This window comes from Halopiger aswanensis (assembly GCF_003610195.1).
In the GTDB taxonomy this organism is placed as follows: Archaea; Halobacteriota; Halobacteria; order Halobacteriales; family Natrialbaceae; genus Halopiger; species Halopiger aswanensis.
In genome coordinates this window covers 68,525-85,480 of the sequence record NZ_RAPO01000002.1, presented here as the reverse complement: position 1 = coordinate 85,480, position 16,956 = coordinate 68,525, and the positions used below count along the sequence as shown (strand labels likewise).

Annotated in this window: 20 protein-coding genes and 1 tRNA gene; 14 read left to right on the top strand and 7 right to left on the bottom strand. The window is 65.4% G+C overall.

Features of this window, described 5'->3' with window-relative positions; genetic code table 11:
* Positions 1 to 4: 4 nt before the first annotated feature.
* Positions 5 to 883, bottom strand: coding sequence for a putative RNA uridine N3 methyltransferase (locus ATJ93_RS07510; protein ID WP_120244033.1), 879 nt, complete (start codon positions 881 to 883; stop codon positions 5 to 7).
* A 313-nt stretch (positions 884 to 1,196) separates the two neighbouring features.
* Between ATJ93_RS07510 and ATJ93_RS07505 the strand changes: the two genes are divergently transcribed.
* Positions 1,197 to 1,267: transfer RNA gene (locus tag ATJ93_RS07505), tRNA-Gly, on the top strand.
* 243 nt (positions 1,268 to 1,510) lie between these two features.
* On the opposite strand, the gene ATJ93_RS07500 is transcribed toward ATJ93_RS07505, so the two are convergent.
* A complete protein-coding gene (locus ATJ93_RS07500) occupies positions 1,511 to 1,957 on the bottom strand; it encodes a DUF4112 domain-containing protein (protein ID WP_120244032.1) in 447 nt (148 codons plus the stop codon).
* 141 nt (positions 1,958 to 2,098) lie between these two features.
* On the opposite strand from ATJ93_RS07500, the gene ATJ93_RS07495 reads away from it, so the two are divergent.
* The 6 genes from ATJ93_RS07495 (at position 2,099) to ATJ93_RS07470 (ending at position 5,749) form a co-directional block, all read left to right on the top strand.
* Complete coding sequence (locus ATJ93_RS07495) at positions 2,099 to 2,290, top strand: DUF7836 family putative zinc-binding protein (protein WP_120244031.1); 192 nt, start codon at positions 2,099 to 2,101, stop codon at positions 2,288 to 2,290.
* A 343-nt stretch (positions 2,291 to 2,633) separates the two neighbouring features.
* Positions 2,634 to 3,002 (top strand): HalOD1 output domain-containing protein, encoded by a 369-nt coding sequence (locus ATJ93_RS07490; protein WP_120244030.1) that lies wholly within the window; start codon positions 2,634 to 2,636, stop codon positions 3,000 to 3,002.
* 130 nt (positions 3,003 to 3,132) lie between these two features.
* Positions 3,133 to 3,447, top strand: a complete 315-nt coding sequence (locus ATJ93_RS07485) for an MTH1187 family thiamine-binding protein (protein ID WP_120244029.1) — start codon at positions 3,133 to 3,135, stop codon at positions 3,445 to 3,447.
* 230 nt (positions 3,448 to 3,677) lie between these two features.
* Positions 3,678 to 3,887, top strand: coding sequence for a heavy-metal-associated domain-containing protein (locus ATJ93_RS07480; RefSeq protein WP_120244028.1), 210 nt, complete (start codon positions 3,678 to 3,680; stop codon positions 3,885 to 3,887).
* A 111-nt stretch (positions 3,888 to 3,998) separates the two neighbouring features.
* The gene (gene mch / locus ATJ93_RS07475; RefSeq protein ID WP_120244027.1) at positions 3,999 to 4,931 is read left to right on the top strand and encodes a methenyltetrahydromethanopterin cyclohydrolase; all 933 of its coding nucleotides are present in this window, start codon (positions 3,999 to 4,001) and stop codon (positions 4,929 to 4,931) included.
* 185 nt (positions 4,932 to 5,116) lie between these two features.
* Positions 5,117 to 5,749: an HAD family hydrolase gene (locus ATJ93_RS07470; protein ID WP_120244026.1), complete on the top strand. Its 633-nt coding sequence runs from the start codon at positions 5,117 to 5,119 to the stop codon at positions 5,747 to 5,749.
* 128 nt (positions 5,750 to 5,877) lie between these two features.
* Here the strand turns inward: ATJ93_RS07470 and ATJ93_RS07465 are convergent, their stop codons facing one another.
* A complete protein-coding gene (locus ATJ93_RS07465) occupies positions 5,878 to 7,479 on the bottom strand; it encodes a GTPBP1 family GTP-binding protein (RefSeq protein WP_120244025.1) in 1,602 nt (533 codons plus the stop codon).
* A 196-nt stretch (positions 7,480 to 7,675) separates the two neighbouring features.
* Here ATJ93_RS07465 and ATJ93_RS07460 point away from each other — a divergent pair, with 196 nt between their 5' ends.
* From ATJ93_RS07460 to ATJ93_RS07450, 3 genes are all read left to right on the top strand, one after another.
* On the top strand, positions 7,676 to 7,885 hold the full coding sequence (locus tag ATJ93_RS07460) for a hypothetical protein (RefSeq protein WP_120244024.1): 210 nt from the start codon (positions 7,676 to 7,678) through the stop codon (positions 7,883 to 7,885).
* A gap of 6 nt (positions 7,886 to 7,891) precedes the next feature.
* Entirely contained in the window at positions 7,892 to 8,155 is a 264-nt protein-coding gene (locus tag ATJ93_RS07455; RefSeq protein ID WP_120244023.1) for a hypothetical protein, read from the top strand.
* 111 nt (positions 8,156 to 8,266) lie between these two features.
* Positions 8,267 to 8,887 (top strand): OsmC family protein, encoded by a 621-nt coding sequence (locus ATJ93_RS07450; protein ID WP_120244022.1) that lies wholly within the window; start codon positions 8,267 to 8,269, stop codon positions 8,885 to 8,887.
* 29 nt (positions 8,888 to 8,916) lie between these two features.
* Here ATJ93_RS07450 and pyrF read toward each other — a convergent pair whose 3' ends face one another.
* Positions 8,917 to 9,717 (bottom strand): orotidine-5'-phosphate decarboxylase, encoded by an 801-nt coding sequence (gene pyrF, locus ATJ93_RS07445; protein WP_120244021.1) that lies wholly within the window; start codon positions 9,715 to 9,717, stop codon positions 8,917 to 8,919.
* A 135-nt stretch (positions 9,718 to 9,852) separates the two neighbouring features.
* Here pyrF and ATJ93_RS07440 point away from each other — a divergent pair, with 135 nt between their 5' ends.
* A complete protein-coding gene (locus ATJ93_RS07440) occupies positions 9,853 to 10,200 on the top strand; it encodes a hypothetical protein (protein WP_342768854.1) in 348 nt (115 codons plus the stop codon).
* 162 nt (positions 10,201 to 10,362) lie between these two features.
* On the opposite strand, the gene ATJ93_RS07430 is transcribed toward ATJ93_RS07440, so the two are convergent.
* Together ATJ93_RS07430 and ATJ93_RS07425 are read right to left on the bottom strand one after the other, a co-directional pair.
* On the bottom strand, positions 10,363 to 11,154 hold the full coding sequence (locus tag ATJ93_RS07430; RefSeq protein ID WP_120244019.1) for an Lrp/AsnC family transcriptional regulator: 792 nt from the start codon (positions 11,152 to 11,154) through the stop codon (positions 10,363 to 10,365).
* Between the two features lie 117 nt (positions 11,155 to 11,271).
* Positions 11,272 to 12,789, bottom strand: a complete 1,518-nt coding sequence (locus ATJ93_RS07425) for a TrkH family potassium uptake protein (protein WP_120244018.1) — start codon at positions 12,787 to 12,789, stop codon at positions 11,272 to 11,274.
* Positions 12,790 to 12,988: 199 nt separating this feature from the next.
* Between ATJ93_RS07425 and trkA the strand changes: the two genes are divergently transcribed.
* Together trkA and ATJ93_RS07415 are read left to right on the top strand one after the other, a co-directional pair.
* Complete coding sequence (gene trkA, locus ATJ93_RS07420) at positions 12,989 to 14,320, top strand: Trk system potassium transporter TrkA (protein ID WP_120244017.1); 1,332 nt, start codon at positions 12,989 to 12,991, stop codon at positions 14,318 to 14,320.
* Positions 14,321 to 15,862 (top strand): TrkH family potassium uptake protein, encoded by a 1,542-nt coding sequence (locus ATJ93_RS07415; RefSeq protein WP_120244016.1) that lies wholly within the window; start codon positions 14,321 to 14,323, stop codon positions 15,860 to 15,862. It begins immediately after the preceding gene.
* A 31-nt stretch (positions 15,863 to 15,893) separates the two neighbouring features.
* On the opposite strand, the gene ATJ93_RS07410 is transcribed toward ATJ93_RS07415, so the two are convergent.
* The gene (locus ATJ93_RS07410) at positions 15,894 to 16,334 is read right to left on the bottom strand and encodes a VOC family protein (protein ID WP_120244015.1); all 441 of its coding nucleotides are present in this window, start codon (positions 16,332 to 16,334) and stop codon (positions 15,894 to 15,896) included.
* A 168-nt stretch (positions 16,335 to 16,502) separates the two neighbouring features.
* On the opposite strand from ATJ93_RS07410, the gene ATJ93_RS07405 reads away from it, so the two are divergent.
* A complete protein-coding gene (locus ATJ93_RS07405; RefSeq protein ID WP_120244014.1) occupies positions 16,503 to 16,871 on the top strand; it encodes a methylglyoxal synthase in 369 nt (122 codons plus the stop codon).
* The last annotated feature ends 85 nt before the right edge of the window (positions 16,872 to 16,956 follow it).

The following is a 16,956-nucleotide window of genomic DNA, read 5'->3' as shown; positions in this document are numbered from 1 at the left end:
TCTATCACTCTCGTAGTGAGAGGGGCGCGAGGGTGGCGAACAGAGCCTCCTCCGTTCGCACGACCTCGCTTCCCTGATCCGGAACCGTGTTGAGCCAGAGGTCGAACCCTGGTCCTGGATCGGCTGTGGGTTCGACGTTGCCGTCATCCGCGCCGCCGCCGTATGCGGCAGCGACGTCGGACGCCTCGATTCCGAGGATGGCCGGCAGCCCTCTCTCGGGCGCGCCAAAGACGACGGTCATCCCGTCTCGTTCGACGCGTCCGGCCAGCGTCTCGAGCCGCCCGACGGTGAGCCGTTCACCGTGTCGAGAGGCGGCGATGCGGACGCCAGCGTCCTCACGGCTGAGTGCTGCCGATAGGTCCGTCCGCTCGACTGAAAGCCCCGGAAGGGGCTCGTCGACGAGCTTCGCCCGGACCGGTCGTCGCGAAGAGATCCTGACGGTCACGCGCTCCCCCTCGGAGACCTCCATATCCGGAGGCGTGTTGAGGGAGATCGGGTGTTGCAGTCCGCAATTGACCCGGACGCGCCCTTCAGGTCCGACCTCGGTCACGATCCCTTGTCTTATCGACCCCGAATCGTTCGATTCGGAGCCGGTCTGTGACACGGCTCGCAGCGGCGGCAAGACCCCCGCGTACTCCAGTTCGTCCCGCATCCCCCACACCTCGTTGCGGAGGTACGGTGGCGTTGCGGCGTACCGCAGGACGGTACTGACGAACCCGCCGTCGAATCGCCCCGTTTCGCCGTCCCGATCGGGATAGACGATGAGGCGATCGGCCCGGAAGATCGTCGCCGCGCGGGCGACGTATCCGAGTTTGCGAGTAGCCTCGCGTTTGTCCTCGGCTTCCCGGGTGAGCGACGACGGCACGAGTACGCTGACGGTCATGCCAAGACGCTTCGGCGCCGCGTCACTAGACTGTAGCGATGTATTGCGGATAGGGTCTTAAAAGAATAGCGGATTCGATTCCGGCTGACAACGCCTCACACCCGCGAATTCGTGCCGAACGGACACACACTCACGGATGGTAACGAGTCACTTTCCGAGCTACTAAAACCCGTGCTGTTTTGCCGGCAAATCCGCCGAGAAACTGGTCGCCGTCGGCGACATTCACCATGTAATCGCATGCCGATGCCGGACTGATTCGTAGGCCTTATATATCCACCCGACAGTAGGTATGAGTGCAGCGAAGCACCACAGGGCGCTGGTAGTGTAGTGGTATCACGTGACCTTGCCATGGTCACAACCTGGGTTCAAATCCCAGCCAGCGCATTTTTGTCGCGAACAAATCCGTGAGCGGCGGAAATCGTCTCTGGATTTGAATGAGACCAGTCGTGCGCAGCGAAGCGAGCACGTCTGGACGTAGTTCAAATCCCAGCCAGCGCACTTCTCTCGAACTCACTTCCGGCAGTGGTGACGTTGTTTTCGGGTTCTCGTACCTTTGACTGCGGGGTTGTCGTCGCTCGAGTCACGAGCCGCAAGCCGAAAACCGTCACCTGAGCCAACGAACCAGGGTTAGTCGATCGTCACGGTCTCCGGTCCCGTCTGCGGATGGCGCTCGGTCTCGGCCAGATCCTCGAGCGCCAGCATGACGTTCCACTTGTTGGACTTCCAGAAGGCGTCGAAGAGGGTCCCGAGGATGGGGACCGAGCCGGCGACGGTGTCGACGGCGATGTTCCCGAGCATCCGCAGGAGCGTCGACTGCGAGACGCCCAGTCGTGCGGACTCGGCGACGATGTACAGCGAGACGAACGCGGTCGCGGTGTCGCCGGCCCCGGGAAGGATGCCGACGATCGGGTCGAGCCCGAATCGGAAGTTCGTTCCGGGGATACGGATCCCCTCGTCGAGAATCCGAGCCACGAGGCGCATGCGGTCGATCACCGAGTCGTCGATCGTGGCCGGGATGTCGTCCTCGAACTCCTCGAGGGCAGCGCCGATGTCGTCCGCCGAACTAGTTGCCATACCTCTTCGTCGGGGCGTCCCCTGAATAAGTTCGAGGGCGGACGTGGCAAGCACTCGAATCGCCGTCGGACGGTCCCTCCGCCGGACCGACGAACCGGCGCGAGTCAACCTGAAGGCAATCGAGTACCTACTACCGTGTGTATGCGCGAGGGGTGGATCGACCTCGAGTGTCCCGACTGCGGCGACCATTGGGAGGCCGATCCGGCGTCCCTCCCGTCGCCCGGCAACCGGTACACCTGCGAGCGCTGCGAGTCCGAACGGCCGATCGCGGCGTTCGTCAAAACCAAACGCGGCCTCGACATCCTCGAGTCGTTCGACGCGACCTCGGCGTAGGCAGGCGACGAGTCACCGCGTTCGCGTCCGTCTTTCTGCGCCCGTCACTGGATCCGTGACCTCGCCGTCGGTGTCGTCGGTGCCGTCCTAATGCCTAATCGTCTCTTGTGATCGCGCCCGCGCGAGCACCTGTCCGCCTTCGCGAGTAAGTCGCGGTTACAGTCCGTCGTCGTTCTCCGGGACGGCGTCGCGGTGGTGCGCAATGCATCTCGCAGCGACACAATACACGAATCTGAACTGTTAGTAGCGGATTCCGTCACGTTCGTTTACCGATATCGGCTGCGATCACCTTTTATACTCCGAGTAACTACGAATCAATAGACGATTGACTCGTAGATCCTCCATGCAAACTGAGCTCTCATCAACCGACGCCGGCGACGACCCGCGGTACGACCAGACGAACGACCGCTACGTCTTCCACCACGACACCGACGGGACGGCGACGATCACGACGACGATCGTCCACGCGCTCGCCTCGATCGCGGAGACGGACGTCTCGCAGGGCGAGTTCTCCCTCTACGATAGCGTCGATCCCGACGCGCTCGACCGACTCTTCAGCAAGAAGGCCGACGGCACCGAGCGCACGGGCGGTCACGTCGCCTTCACCGCCCTCGAGCACGAGGTGTACGTCTACGCGAACGGGGACGTTATCGTCTACCCGCCCTCGGAGGCCGGACGCGGTCGCAGTCGCGCTGGTGGGCCCTCGAACTGACGCCGACTTCGACTCCGAGTCCGTCGCTCGCGCTCACTTTCTTCCCTTGTTTCACCCCGTCGCGTACCGAGAGGTCTCGACAGGCCGTCATGGGACGGCTTTAGGACCGTGCCACCCGTTAGGGGTAGCTATGACGGTAATCGCCCTACTGAGCGTCGCACCGGTGATCGAAGGCAGCATGTCCGGCGAGGTCGCGAAGGCCGTCGACGCCCTCGAGGACTACGACGTCGAGTACGAGACCAATCCGATGGGGACGGTGATCGAAGCCGAGTCGACCGACGAACTGTTCGCGGCGGCCCAGGCGGCCCACGAGGCGGTCGACGCGGATCGTGTCAGTACGGTACTGAAGATCGACGACAAGCGAACGCGAGACGAGTCGGCTGCGGAGAAGGTCGACGCCGTAGAAGAGCAACTCGGCCGACCCGCGACGAACCGCGAGGACTGAGAACGCCGGACGGCCGTTCGTCCGTCACCGCAACGGTAGCTGTTGCTGCGTCCGACCAAATACGGAAACAGAATTCTCGTCCGTTGATCGGACGGGTCTCCCCGATAACCGTTTCGACACCGGCGAACTGATAGTAGCGTAGCTGATACGGCCCAGCGACGGCGCCGGCGGCCATCGTCGTTGCAGACACGTGCAGAAGACTCTCCCCCGGCGAGCCTCGAGCGTCGAGTATGGAACAGACCACGCTCGAGGTCGGCGGCATGTCCTCTACCGACTGTGAAACGACGGTCACCGATGCTCTCGAGGCGCTCGAGGGCGTGTCGGCGGCGAGAGCGAGCCACGAGGACGGCGAGGTCCGCGTCGAACACGACGAGACGATGGTCGACGAGGCGGCGATCGCGAACACGATCGCGGACGCCGGATACGAACCCGCGATCTGAGGGAGGACGGCTTCGATATCGAAGGCCGTCGCTCGGCGTTGTGGTCGCCGTCTGACGCAGGTCAGACGAGAACTGACAAACTGTTTTACGCCGGGGCCTGATCCATAAGGTATGGAAAGTCTCAATCGCATGGCGATCGAGTTGGTCGACGAGGCCCTCGACTACGCCGAGGAACTCAATATCGGCGGCTACGACCTCGAGAACGAGGCGACCGTCCTCGACTTCGGAGTCGAGTTCGACGGCGGCATCGAGGCGGGACTGTTGCTCACCGAGATCCAGACCGCGGGGCTGGCGACGCCGAGCCACGAACTCGGCGAGATCGACGGCGTACCGATCCACACGGTCGAGCTATCGACCGATCAGCCGGCGCTCTCGCTTTTGTGCTCGCAGAAGGCCGGCTGGGAGCTGACCACCGAGGACTTCGAGGGGCTGGGCAGCGGTCCGGCCCGCGCACTGGTCGCCGAGGAAGAGGAGTTCCGCCGCGTCGGCTACACGGACGCCTTCGACCTGACGGCGCTGGCCGTCGAAACTGACGAACTGCCGCCCGAATCGGCCGCCGAACAGGTCGCCGAACTCGCGGAGGTCGAACCCAGCAGCGTCTTCCTGCTGGCCTATCCGACCGCCAGCCTCGTCGGTAGCATCACGAACGCCGCCCGCGCGGCCGAACTCGCGACGTTCCGGCTCGCCGAACTCGGCTACGAGCCGCTCGACATCGTCTCGGCGACGGGTCGCGCGCCGGTCGCCCCCGTCGCGGACGACGAGCGGACGGCCATCGCCCGCACGAACGACGCGATCGCCTACGGCGGGACGGCCCACCTCACGGTTCGGGAGGATGCCGACGTCTTCGATTCGGTCGCCTCGACGGCCGCCGAGGATCACGGCCGGCCGTTCGGCGAAGTCTTCGACGACCTCGACTGGCAGTTCGAAGAAGTCCCCTCGGACCTGTTCGCGCCCGCGAAGGTGACGATCGACGTGCTCGGCGGCCCGACCTACGTCCACGGCGAGACGGACGAAGAACTGCTCCTCGAGTCGTTCGACCTGTAACCGACGGAATCGACGCGGCCGTTTTTGACCGGGTGCTGCTGGCGGACAGGGACAAATAGTCGTTGCTCCGAATACGTCCCGCCTCCGAGTCCCGGCGAGTTGACCCGGAACCGCCGGACGGCGAGACGGTGAGCATGCGTGAGTAAGCAGTCGGCTTTCAGGTCGATATCGGCTATCTCGGGAAAATGAGCAGTGCGCGAGCGGGTGACGCCGATGTCGAGGCGATCTGTTTTGGGCTCGACGGAACGCTTTGTACCGAGACGCAGCCAACTGCGACCGGTCTCGAGAGCGAGAGCGACGCGAGTACAGCCGGGGTACGGCGACAGTATCCCGGCGAGCAGCAGGAAGAACCGGTCCCTGCGGGAGACGGTGGGTGGGCTATCGCCGACGAGCGCAAAGCGATTCGAGACCGCACGTCTGTCGCTCCCGTCCCGGGCGCTAGAGCCGTCCTCGAGACGCTGTCCGACGAGTACCGGCTCGGCGTCGTCACGAACGGCGCACCGGACCTGCAGCGGGCGAAACTCGAGGCGGCCGGCCTCGACGGCTACGTCGAGACCGTCGTCTGCGGCGGTTACGAGACGCCCGCCAAACCGGCCCCGGAACCGTTCGACGTCGCACTCGAGGAACTGGACTCGAGCCCGGACCGGGCGGTCCACGTCGGACACTCACTGTCGCCGGATGTTGCGGGCGCTCGATCTGCGGGTCTCCGGTCGGTCTGGATTCCACGTACTGGCGGCGAATCCGCGCCCAAACAGCCTGAACCGACGCCAGCGTACACGCTCGAGAGTCTTCGAGCGTTGACGACGCCACCGTGGTGATCGCGGGGGAGAACAGTTGCCAAAATCGAAGTCGTTCGTCTACTCGGCCGCCTCGAGCGGCCACCGATGGTCGCGGAACCAGCAAATGAGCCGTGCGGACGCGTCGACGGGGTGACCGCCCCACATCGTTACTCCATCGGGTGGACGTCGGTCACGGTCCCGACGCCCTTGCTGCGGCCCTCTCGGAAGACGAACTTCTGGCCCTCCTCGACCAGGTAGGGGCGGAACTTGAAGCGGACGGTCGCCTCGCCTGTATCGCCCGGCAGGAGGCGTCCGTCCTCGGGATAGAACGCGGCGGCTTCGCCGATCGTCTCGAGGTGGACGACGGGTTCGTAGCCGTCCCCGATGCGGGTGGGGTGGTTGAGCACCATGACTTCGGCCTCGAATTCCCGGACGGGATCGGGGTCGGCGTCTCGCGGGAGCAAGACCATCCCGCGCTCGATGGCGCTCTCCTGAATGCCCTTGAGCGCGATGCCGACGATCCGACCCGCCTGGGCCTGGTCGACGCGGTGGTAGTGCATCTCGATCGACCGGACTTCGACCTCCTCGAAGCGGCCGTCGGGCATCGGTCCGATGAGCAGTTCGTCGCCGGCCTCGACCTCGCCGGCCATCACGGTCCCGGAGGCGACCGCGCCGACACCGGTAACGGAGTAGCTGCGGTCGACGTACATCCGGAACTCGCCGGAGTCTTCGGCGGTCTTGGGGAGCCGATCGAACAGTTCGTCCAGCGTCTCGAGGCCCTCCATCGTGATGGCGCTGGTCTCGACGATGGGGACGACGCGCTCGTTGATCTCCTCGACGGCGGCGTCGACGCCGTGGCGGGCGACCCGCAGCGGTGATTTATCGACTTCTCGGAGCAGGCGCTCGACCTCGCGTTCGACTTCCTCGACGCGCTCCTCGCTGACCGCGTCGGTCTTGGTGATCGCGACGATCGTCGGCAGATCGGTCGCCAGCAGGACCCCGAGGTGTTCGCGCGTGGTACGGGTGGGACCGTCGTCCGCGGCCACGACCAGCAGGCCGTAGTCGAGTTTCTGGCCGACGAGTCCGCGAATTGTGGTTCGCAGCCAGGGCTCGTGCCCGACCGTGTCGACGAACGAGACCAGTCGGTCCGCCTCCTCGACGACGGCCGCGCGGTCGGCCTTCCGGTTCGGATTGCGAACGCGAACCGGTCCGTCCTCGTCGAAGCCGTAGACCGCGTAGGAGAGGTCGGCCGAGAGCCCGCGCTCGACCTCGTGGGGCTGGACGTCGAGGTACGCCCGCGTCGCCCCGTCGCCGTCGTCCGGCTTCCCGGTGACGAGCGAGCCGACGAGCGTACTCTTGCCGTGGTCGACGTGGCCGGCCGTCCCGACGACGACGTGCTCGTCGTCGGTCTCGAGGACGCTGCCTTCGCGGATCAAGGCGACGCCGACGAGACCGTCCTTGACGCCCCACGTCTGGACGTCGTCGATGTGGGCGTCTGCCTCCTCGGCGAGCAAGGAGAGGACGTCCATCGTCTCGGAGAAGGTGTCCGGGTCGATGCCGGCGAGGCCGCCGTCGTCGGTGACGCCGACGACGTAGGTCGCCTCACCGTCGCCCGACAGCAGTCGGTGTCGGAGCTGCGCGGCCAGGCTCTCGCGTCGCCCACCCTCGAGGTGGACGTCCCGTGAGAGGCGTTCCTTGAACTCGACGTTGCCACCGTCCTGTTCGCCACGGTCCAGGGCCCGCTCGAGGAGGGCCCGGTCACGGCTCATATACACCGTTAGCGCCTCACACGGCAAAAGCTTTCTCGTCAGTTGATAGCATGCAACACAGATATACGTGCTGCGGAGGCGGACTGTCACCGCGAACGGAAAGGCGCCGGTCGGCGCTCGTCCTCGAGGGAACGCGATCGACCCGACTGGGAGGATCCTGCCCCGGATTCAAGGCGCTCGATGGCCTACGTCCTGTATGAGCGTCAGCGGCCTCTGTCAGATCTGCGAGTCCCGGCAAGCACAGGAGCGCTGCGATAACTGCGGAACGCTCGCGTGCGAGCAACACTACGAGCAGGAGACGGGCCTGTGTGCCGACTGCGCGTCGCAGGCGCGTCCCTCGGAAGAGGGCGACCCGATCACGAACCCCGACCCGGATCACGACGACGTCGACGTCAACCGGTTCTAACCTGCCGTGACGTCGATCCGCGACCTGCTCGGCGATACGCTCGCCGTCGGCGAGACGTTTCGACTGCGACTCGAGAAAGCGGATAGCGACGACACGCTGGTCGCGGCCCACCCTCGCGACGCAAGCCCGATGGACATCGCCGTCGTCTACGGACTGGACCGGCTCGAAGAGCGGCCGCCGACCGAGCCGGTCGCGGTCGAAATCGTCGGCGAGGTCGTCGACGGACGGATCGCCGGCCGTGTCGTCGAACCGGCTGCCGTCCCCGAATAGAAGTGAACTCGGACATATCAGTGGACGTTCGGTCAGATTTTCGGACTATACTATCCGTTCGTACTACTACGTTAAGATTCGAGAGCGCCTACCTATACGTAGGTGAGCGAGATGACCACAGAAAACCGCAAGGAGATGACCGCGGAACGCACGGACGAGATCGACCACGGCGTCGACGTCGACGCCCACCGCGAGTTCATCGACTGGTTAGCAGAGCACCCGCGCGAGGGCCGCCTCGAGTTCCGGGCGACGGGCGTCACCGAGCCGACCGCTAACCGCACGACGACGACGATCGGCGACTGGGCTCTCGGCGGCGAGGCGATGGGCGAGGAGCGCGAGCACACCCTCGAGTTCGGCCTCCCGCCCGAACTCGAAGACGCGATGGGCTACCTCGAGCCGACGGACCGCTACGAGGCCATCGAAGGTGCCCTCGCGGGGCTGACGGCCTGCATCAACGGGACGATCGCCTACAACGCGATCCGCGACGGGATCGACGTCGCAGACGTCACGACGACCGTCCGCGCACCCGTCGACCTCCGGATGCTGTTCGGTATCCACGAGATCGACAGGGCCGACGAGATGTACGGCGAACTCGAGATCGACGTCGAGGTGACGGGCGATCTCACGCCCGAGGAGCGGACGCTGGTCCGCGAGTACCCGAAGCGCTCGCCCGTCTACACGCTCGTCACCCTCGAGCACCCGAACCGCCCGCGCGTCGAGTTCGCGGCGTGATCGGTCCGATTCGGCCTTTTTGACGACGCTCAGTCTCGGTACTGGTTCAGCCGCTTTTTCAGCCGCTTGGCAGCCTGCTCGCTGGCCTTCGCGAACTCCTCGCCGTCATTTTCGCCCGCGAAGATGATACCCCGCGAGGAGTTGACGAGGCCGACCCCGTCCGCGAGGCCGTACTCGACGGCGGCCTCCGCGTCGCCGCCCTGCGCTCCGATGCCCGGCACGAGGAAGGGCAGGTCGGGCACCTGCTCGCGTAAGTCCTCGAGTTCCTCGGGCTGGGTCGCGCCGACGACGAGCCCGACGTTGTCGTTCTCGTTCCAGAGATCCGCCAGCGCCGCGACCCGCTCGTAGACCGGTTCGCCGGTCTCGAGTTCCAGGTCCTGAACGTCGGCGCCGCCCGGATTGGACGTGCGACAGAGGACGAAGACGCCCGACTCCTCGTCGGCGAGGAACGGCTGCAGCGAGTCCCGGCCCATGTACGGGTTGACCGTGATCGCGTCGACGGTCTCGAGCAGTTTGGCGTACTGGCGGGTCGTGTTCCCGATGTCGGCGCGCTTCGCGTCGAGCAGCACGGGCACGTCCTTCCCGTGTGCGTACGCGATGGTCTCCTGCAGGGCGCGCCACCCGTCCGGATCCTCGTAGAAGGCGGCGTTGGGTTTGTAGACGGCGGCGTGTTCGTGGGTCGCGTCGATGATTCGCCGGTTGAACGCCCAGCGGGGGAGGTCGTACTCCTGGAGGTGGTCGGGAATGCGGTCCGGATCGGGGTCGAGCCCGACGCTGACGACGCTGTCGACCGTTCGGATGCGGTCGTGCAGCCGGTCGAAGAAGTTCATGGCAGCGAGTGGCGCCGCGACGGTCGAAAAGGTTGCTATCCGGTTAGCTTCGGAAATATTAGCTCTTTGAACGGTACGAGAAGTCCAAATTCTTTAGACGGTATTTATTTCGATTAGATACTGGTTGGCTCGTGTATGGGAATCAGAGCTACGCTTTCGAATCAGTCGTCTCTCGAGCGTCTCGTCGACCGCGTCCGCTCGGCCATCGACGGCTCGGAGCGGACACCGGCCGAGGCGGAAGACCAGGCCGAAGCGGAGGGGCAGGTCGACGCGCCCGGGAATCTCTTCCACTGTTCGACGTGCGGAACCGTCTATATCGCCGACGAGAAGCAGTTCTGTCCGACCTGCGAGACCGAAGTTGAACAAGTTCGATCGACGCTCGCCTGCCGTCAGTCGTCCGGGTCGTCCGGTTCCGATACTGACTTTGGTTCCGAGGCCGGCTTCGACTCGGATTCGGTCGCCGTTCCGGATCCGAATTCGTAAGTCGCGATTTCCGTCGCGCCGCAGACGGGACACTGTTCGCACGGTTCGTCGAAATCCGTCCCGCAGTGGCGACACTCGTAGATGACCGTCCCAGCGGTCGCTTCGGGCTCGTCCCCGTCGCCCGTCTGCAGAAACTCGGGGAGAAAGCGTCCGAGGGGCATCTCAGTGTACCCGCGTCGACCCGACGTCGCCGTCCGGGCCGCGGAATCCGCGGAGGGCGGGTTCGTCGGCGTCGGTCGGCGAGAATACCGTGACGACGTCGTACGGGCGGATCTCGGTATCGCCGTGGGGCGTGATCACGTCGTCGTCGCGCTCGATGGCGATCACGAGCGTGTGCTCGTCGAGGACGCCGTCGGCGTCGGCCTCCTCGAGCGTCCGGCCGGCGATCGGGGCGTCCTCGTGGACGGTCACCTCGACGACCTCGGCGCCGCCGGTGAGGCTGATGTAGTCGGTCAGCGGTTCGCGGCGGTGCCCGTCGGCGGGGCCGTACGGCGCGTACGGGAAGGTGTGCTCGTTCTGCAGGAGAAACTCGTCCTCGATCTCGACGTTCATCTTCTCGAGTTCGCGGCCGATCCGCCGGAGGTCGGACGTATCCGTTCCGACGGCGAGCACGTGGAGGTTCATCCGGCCGCCCATCAGCTCCCGGACGTTGACGACGCCGGGAACCGTGCCGACGCGGCGGGCGAGCCCTTCGACCTCGTCGAAGGGTGCGTGGCACAGAAACAGGTTCATCAGCGAGCCCTCGGCGCGTTCGAAGTCGACGGTCGCGTGGTAGCCCTCGATGACGCCGTGCTCCTCGAGTTTCGCGATCCGGTTGCGGATCGTCGCGGGGGAGACGCTCACTTCCTCGGCGATCGCAGGCGCGGAGGTGTTGCGCGCGTCGCCCATGAGCGCGTAGACGATCCGGCGATCGATCTCGTCGAGCCGGTAGTCGCCGCCGGTTCGGTCGGTCATACGCCATGGTGTGGGATGGCGGAATATATAACCCCAGCACTTTCCGTTCCGGAACGAGGAGCGCAATTACTTTCGAATCGGAATTTCAGCGGGCGGATCGGTGATCGGCCCCCGCTATCAGGATCGCCAGTACGCCGGGAGCAACAACACGAGCACCGGGATGATCTCGATGCGGCCGATCCACATCATGATCACCATCACGGCGCGCGTCGTCGCGGGGAAGCCGGCGTAGTTGTCCATGGGGCCGGCCATACCGAACGCGGGCCCGATGTTGAGGAAGATCGACGCGGCGGCGCCTAACGCCTCGAACTCGGTGACGGTCGTCCCCGCTCGAGCGGCGTCGACGACGATCAGCACCGTCAGCAGGAAGAAGATCACGATCGCGAGCATCACGTAGGCGAAGATGTCGGTGATCGTCTCCTCGTCGACGATGCCGTCGCCCAGCCGGACGGGACGGACCGCTTCCGGATGGATCGACGTGAAGAAGTTGCGGTACAGCCCCTTGACGATCACGAGCCACCGCAGCGTCTTGATCGAGCAGGTCGTGCTGCCGGCCATGCCGCCGAGGAACATACAGATGAAGAGGACGTGTTTGGCGCCGGCCGTCCAGCGGTCGAAGTTCGTCGAGGCGTAGCCCGTCGTCGTCACCATCGAGACGACGTTGAAAAAGCCGTGTCTGATCGTCGCCTCGAGGCCGAGGTCCATCTCGGGATCGATGCCGATGATGAACGCGACGATTACGCTGAGCGCGGCGACGAGCCCGAGGTAAAAGCGAAACTCCTCGGACTCGAGCGGCCGTTCGAACTCGCCTTGCACGACGTAGTACAGCAACACGAAGTTGGTCGCGCCCAGCAGCATGAACGGCGTGACCGCCCACTGGACGATCGGTTCGAACGCGGCGATGCTCTCGGCTTCGGGCGAGAAGCCGGCGGTCGAGACGCTGGTGAGCGCGTGGGCGACGGCGTTGAACAGGTCCATATTCTCCGCGAGTCCGAGGAGGTGCAGCGCGTAGAACGTCGCCGCCGCCAGCACCGTCAGCCCGACGTACAGTCCCCAGATGAGCCGCGCCGTACTCTCGATCTGCGGGGTCAGCTTGGTGACGTTCTTGGTCTGCGTTTCCGTCTCCATCAACTGGGCGCCCCCGACCATCAGGTTCGACAGCAGGCCGATCGCGACGATCAGGATGCCGAGGCCGCCGAGCCACTGGAGAATTTGGCGCCAGAGCAAGATCGCGCGCGACTGGTTCTCGAAGTCCCAGCCGTTCATGATCGTCGCCCCCGTCGTCGTGAGCCCGCTCATGCTCTCGAACCCGGCGTTGACGAGGCTGTAGAACGCGGAGTCGGGGCCGGCGGCGAGCCCCGCCAGATAGAACGGAATCGCCCCGACGAGGCCGACGCTGAGCCAGGTGAACGCGACCATCAGGAACCCCTCCCGCTGGCCGAGTTCGCGGTCGTCGCTCAACAACTCGAGGGCCGCCCCCAGAACGACCGTCACCACTACGCCCGCCGCGAACGGAAGCACGTCGTCGCCGTCGATGACGGCCAGCAGGAGCGGCACCGCGAGGGGAACCGCGATCCACTTCAGTACCGTCCCCGAGAGGCTACAGCTCGAGCGCCAGTCGACACGGATTCGCATCGAGTGTACCGAGGTGGACCGTCCGGAACAATAATCAGTTCGGAACGCCGACCGCGTCGCCGCCGATTTCGGCCGTCGAAACCGGTCACTCGAGCGAATCGGGCAGTACCGAACCGGCAAAACGCGGGGTTTCGCGATCGCTCGTCGTAAGGCATTTCTTAGTACCGGCAAAACGGTCCGTAGAAATGGAGGTCTTCCCGTGCGCGTAGTCATCATCGGCGCCGGTGACGTCGGCCGCGCGATCGCCGCCAATCTCGAAGCGTCTCACGAGGTCGTCGTCGTCGACCGAGACGGGGACGTCGTCGAGGAGCTCACCTACTCGCTTGACGTCCTCGCGCTCGAGGGCGACGGCACCGAACTCGAGACGCTCCGCGAGGCGGACGTCGAGCAGGCCGATCTGGTCATCGCCTGTACCGACAGCGACGAGGCGAACGTCGTCGTCTGCGGGGCGACGAAGACGGTCAGCGACGCGTTCACGATCGCGCGGGTCAGACGGCGGACCCTGCTGGAAACGTGGGAGGGATCGCAGGGCGCGTTCGGCGTCGACTTCATGGTCTGTACGGACTTGCTGGCCGCGCAAGCGATCGTCCGGATCTCCGGGCTGCCGGCGACGCAGGATGTCGACACGTTCGTCGGCGGACTCGTCCGGATGGCGGAGTTCGAGATCGACGCTGACAGTCCGGTCGCGGAGATGACCGTTCAGGAGGCCGATTGTTACGACTCGCTGACGTTCGCGGCCATTTTCCGCGGCGACGAGATGATCGTCGCCGGCGGGGACACCGTCATTCGGGCCGGCGACCGGGTCGTCGTTATCGGAAGCGCCGGCTCCGTCGCCGACTTCGCCGGCGACGTGGTTCCGTCGACGACCGACGACGAGGAAGTCATCATCGTCGGCGCCAGCGAAATCGGCTTTCAGGCCGCCCGCGAGTTCGAAGAACACGGGTATCGGCCGCGACTGATCGAACGGGACCCCGATCGCGCACGGGAAGTCGCCGAATCGCTCCCCAACACGCTCGTGATGGAAAGCGACGCCACCGACACCGAGTTCCTCGCGCGCGAACACGTCGACGAGGCCGACGTCGTCGTCGCCGCGCTCGACGGGGACGAGAAGAACCTCCTCGTCTCTCTGCTGGCCGAACGACTCGGCGTCGATCGAACCGTCGCGGTCATCGAGAACCGCGAGTACACGGATCTCTTCGAGACGGTCGGCGTCGACGTCGCGGTCAATCCCCGCGAGGAGACCGCCGAGGAGATCGTTCGCTTCACGCGAGCGGGCCACACCGAGAAGGTCGCGATGCTGGAACACGATCGCGCGGAGGTCATCGAGTTCGAGGTCAGTCCGGAGAGCGTGCTGGCCGGCGAGACGATCGTCGACGCGACAGCGGCGCTCCCGAACGGCGTCGTCATCGGAGCGATCTCCCGAGGCGGCGAACTCGTGACGCCTCGCGGGGAGACGGTCGTCGAACCCGGGGACCACGTGGTCGTGTTCGTCGACGCGAAGGTACTCGACGCAGTCATCGAGGCGATTTAGATGCGACGGCACCTCCGCGTCGACTGGCGATCCGGGCTGAGCCTCGTCGGCACGATCCTCGCGTTCCTCTCGATCGCGTACGTCGTGCCGATCGTCACCGCCCTGCTGTACGGCGGCGAGGACCTCTGGGTGTTCGTCGTCACGATGGCGGCAACCGCCGGCTTCGGCCTCGCGCTGCGAGAACTCGAGCCGGAGCCGGATCCGGGCGCCCGCGAGGCGTTTATGGTCGTCGCGCTCACGTGGCTGTTCGCGGCGGTGTTCGGCGCCGTGCCGTTCGTCCTCGCGGGCAACGGCACCATCGCGCACCCGGTCAACGCCCTCTTCGAGAGCATGAGCGGGTTCACGACGACCGGAGCGACCGTCATGGGCGATATCTCGTTCGAGACCCACTCCCGCGCGATGTTGATGTGGCGCCAGCTGACCCAGTGGGTCGGCGGCATGGGGATCATCGTCCTCGCGGTCGCGATCCTCTCGCAGATGGCCGTCGGCGGCGCCCAATTGATGGAAGCCGAGACCCCCGGACCGGGCGTCTCGAAGCTCACACCTCACATCGCCGAGACCGCCCGCGTCCTGTGGATCGCCTACGTCGGCTTCACCGTCCTCTACATCGCCCTGCTGTACGCGGCACACCTCGCCGGCTACGCGCCGAATATGGACGCGTACAATGCGATCGCGCACGGCCTCACGACGCTGCCGACCGGCGGCTTCTCGCCGGAAGCCCGGAGCATCGAGGCGTTCTCACCGCTCGTACAGTGGCTCGTCGTCCCCTTTATGTTCATCGCGGGGGTCAACTTCGTGCTCTGGTGGCACGTCGTCTCGGGAGATCCGCGGACCATGCTTCGGGACAACGAGTTCCGGCTCTATCTCGGCGCCGTTACCGTCCTCTCGATCGTCGGCACCGCTATGCTCTTCTTCTCGTCGCTCGAGACGGCCGAGACGGGACAGATCGGCGGTAACCTCGAGCGATCGGCGCGGTACGCGGTCTTCCAGATTACGTCGTTGGTCAACTCGACGGGGTACGCGAACATGGATTTCGACACGTGGAGCGGCGCCGGGAAGGGACTGCTGCTGTTCGCGATGTTCGTCGGCGGCTCGACGGGATCGACCGGCGGCGGCGTGAAGGTCCTCCGGTGGCTCGTGATCATAAAGACGCTTCGGCGGGAGCTTTTCACGACGGTCCACCCCGAGGCAGTCCGGCCGGTTCGGATGAACGGCCAGATCCTCGACGAGGACGCGGTGCGGGGTATCTACGCCTTCACGCTGCTGTACCTCGTCCTCTTCTTCGTGGGTATCGGCCTGCTCGCGGCCGACGTCTCGCGCGTCGGCCTCTACGTCGAGTTCGACGTGATCGACATCGTGAGCGCGTCGATCGCGACGCTCGGCAACATCGGACCGGGACTCGGGACGGTCACCGGTCCGATGGGCGGCTACAACGACTTCCCGCTTTCCTCGAAGGGACTGATGATCCTCTACATGTGGATCGGCCGCCTCGAGATCTTCCCGGTGCTCGTGTTACTGACGCGGGCGTACTGGCAGAGCTAGGAAGTGCGGATTGTAGGTCCCCGACGCCGACCTACTCGGCGATCTCGAGCACTTCGACGAGGTTGTCCTCGGGATCCCGCAGGAACAGAATCGAGTTTCCGGTCGCGGTCGTCTGCGGTTCGCTTACCGTCTCGACGTCGTCCGGCAGGTCGGAATAGAACGCTTCGAGGTCGTCGACCGTGAACCCGAGGTGTTTCGCGCCCGGCTGATTCAGTCCGGCGCCCGGCGACGCTCGAGCCTGGGGCTCGTACTCGACGAGTTCGACGCGGACGCCGTTGGCCTCGAGGTGGACGAAGTTCGCGGCGGCGCCGTCGACCCCGACGGCGTCGGAGAACGCCTCGCCGTCGACCTCGAACCGATCGGCGACGTCGAAGCCGAGGACGTCGCGGTAGAAGGGCAGGACGGCCTCGAGGTCGTCGACGGTGATTCCGACGTGGTGGGACTGCAGGTCGTGTGCGTTCGCGGTCGTCATCGTCTCCGATACTCGCGACGGTAGGACAGTAAATCGTTCCGTCTCCGCTCGAGGTTGCCGGTTGGCGGACGATCGGAACGCGCATTGACGCCTATCCTGCGGCGACGGCGAGCGTACCGGCGGTCGAAAGTCGCCTACCCTTATTTTCCCGGCCGCCGACCGTCCGGTATGACGCGCGTTGCGCTCATCGCACACGACGAGAAGAAACCGGATTTGATCGAGTTCGCGCAAAATCACGAGGAGCAACTCCGCGAGTACGAACTGATCGCGACCGGGACGACCGGCAAGCGGCTCATGGAGGCGACCGACCTCGAGATCGAGCGCAAGGAGTCGGGCCCGCTGGGCGGCGACCTGATGATCGGCTCGGAGGTCGCGGAGGACAAACTCGACGGGATCGTCTTCCTGCGGGATCCGCTGCGCGCCCAGCCCCACGAGCCGGATATCTCCGCGCTCTTGCGGATCTGTGACGTCCACGACACCGCAATAGCGACGAACCTCACGTCCGCGGAGTTCCTTATCGAGGGCTTGGCCGACTAACCGTCGGTTGGGTGGCCGCCGCGTCGCGCTCGTCGTCGCGTCGTCCACCGATTGTGATTCAACACGGTCTTTAATAGTCCCGCTC

Bases quoted from the DNA above. Each gene is read 5' to 3' on its own strand.
- ATJ93_RS07490 (WP_120244030.1), top strand. From the start codon at position 2,634: ATGCAAACTGAGCTCTCATCAACCGACGCCGGCGACGACCCGCGGTAC.
- mch (WP_120244027.1), top strand. From the start codon at position 3,999: ATGGAAAGTCTCAATCGCATGGCGATCGAGTTGGTCGACGAGGCCCTC.
- ATJ93_RS07430 (WP_120244019.1), bottom strand. From the start codon at position 11,154: ATGACCGACCGAACCGGCGGCGACTACCGGCTCGACGAGATCGATCGC.
- ATJ93_RS07405 (WP_120244014.1), top strand. From the start codon at position 16,503: ATGACGCGCGTTGCGCTCATCGCACACGACGAGAAGAAACCGGATTTG.
- ATJ93_RS07500 (WP_120244032.1), bottom strand. From the start codon at position 1,957: ATGGCAACTAGTTCGGCGGACGACATCGGCGCTGCCCTCGAGGAGTTC.
- ATJ93_RS07410 (WP_120244015.1), bottom strand. From the start codon at position 16,334: ATGACGACCGCGAACGCACACGACCTGCAGTCCCACCACGTCGGAATC.
- ATJ93_RS07485 (WP_120244029.1), top strand. From the start codon at position 3,133: ATGACGGTAATCGCCCTACTGAGCGTCGCACCGGTGATCGAAGGCAGC.
- ATJ93_RS07415 (WP_120244016.1), top strand. From the start codon at position 14,321: ATGCGACGGCACCTCCGCGTCGACTGGCGATCCGGGCTGAGCCTCGTC.
- ATJ93_RS07510 (WP_120244033.1), bottom strand. From the start codon at position 883: ATGACCGTCAGCGTACTCGTGCCGTCGTCGCTCACCCGGGAAGCCGAG.
- pyrF (WP_120244021.1), bottom strand. From the start codon at position 9,717: ATGAACTTCTTCGACCGGCTGCACGACCGCATCCGAACGGTCGACAGC.
- ATJ93_RS07450 (WP_120244022.1), top strand. From the start codon at position 8,267: ATGACCACAGAAAACCGCAAGGAGATGACCGCGGAACGCACGGACGAG.
- ATJ93_RS07495 (WP_120244031.1), top strand. From the start codon at position 2,099: ATGCGCGAGGGGTGGATCGACCTCGAGTGTCCCGACTGCGGCGACCAT.
- ATJ93_RS07470 (WP_120244026.1), top strand. From the start codon at position 5,117: ATGAGCAGTGCGCGAGCGGGTGACGCCGATGTCGAGGCGATCTGTTTT.
- ATJ93_RS07460 (WP_120244024.1), top strand. From the start codon at position 7,676: ATGAGCGTCAGCGGCCTCTGTCAGATCTGCGAGTCCCGGCAAGCACAG.
- ATJ93_RS07440 (WP_342768854.1), top strand. From the start codon at position 9,853: ATGGGAATCAGAGCTACGCTTTCGAATCAGTCGTCTCTCGAGCGTCTC.
- ATJ93_RS07480 (WP_120244028.1), top strand. From the start codon at position 3,678: ATGGAACAGACCACGCTCGAGGTCGGCGGCATGTCCTCTACCGACTGT.
- ATJ93_RS07465 (WP_120244025.1), bottom strand. From the start codon at position 7,479: ATGAGCCGTGACCGGGCCCTCCTCGAGCGGGCCCTGGACCGTGGCGAA.
- ATJ93_RS07425 (WP_120244018.1), bottom strand. From the start codon at position 12,789: ATGCGAATCCGTGTCGACTGGCGCTCGAGCTGTAGCCTCTCGGGGACG.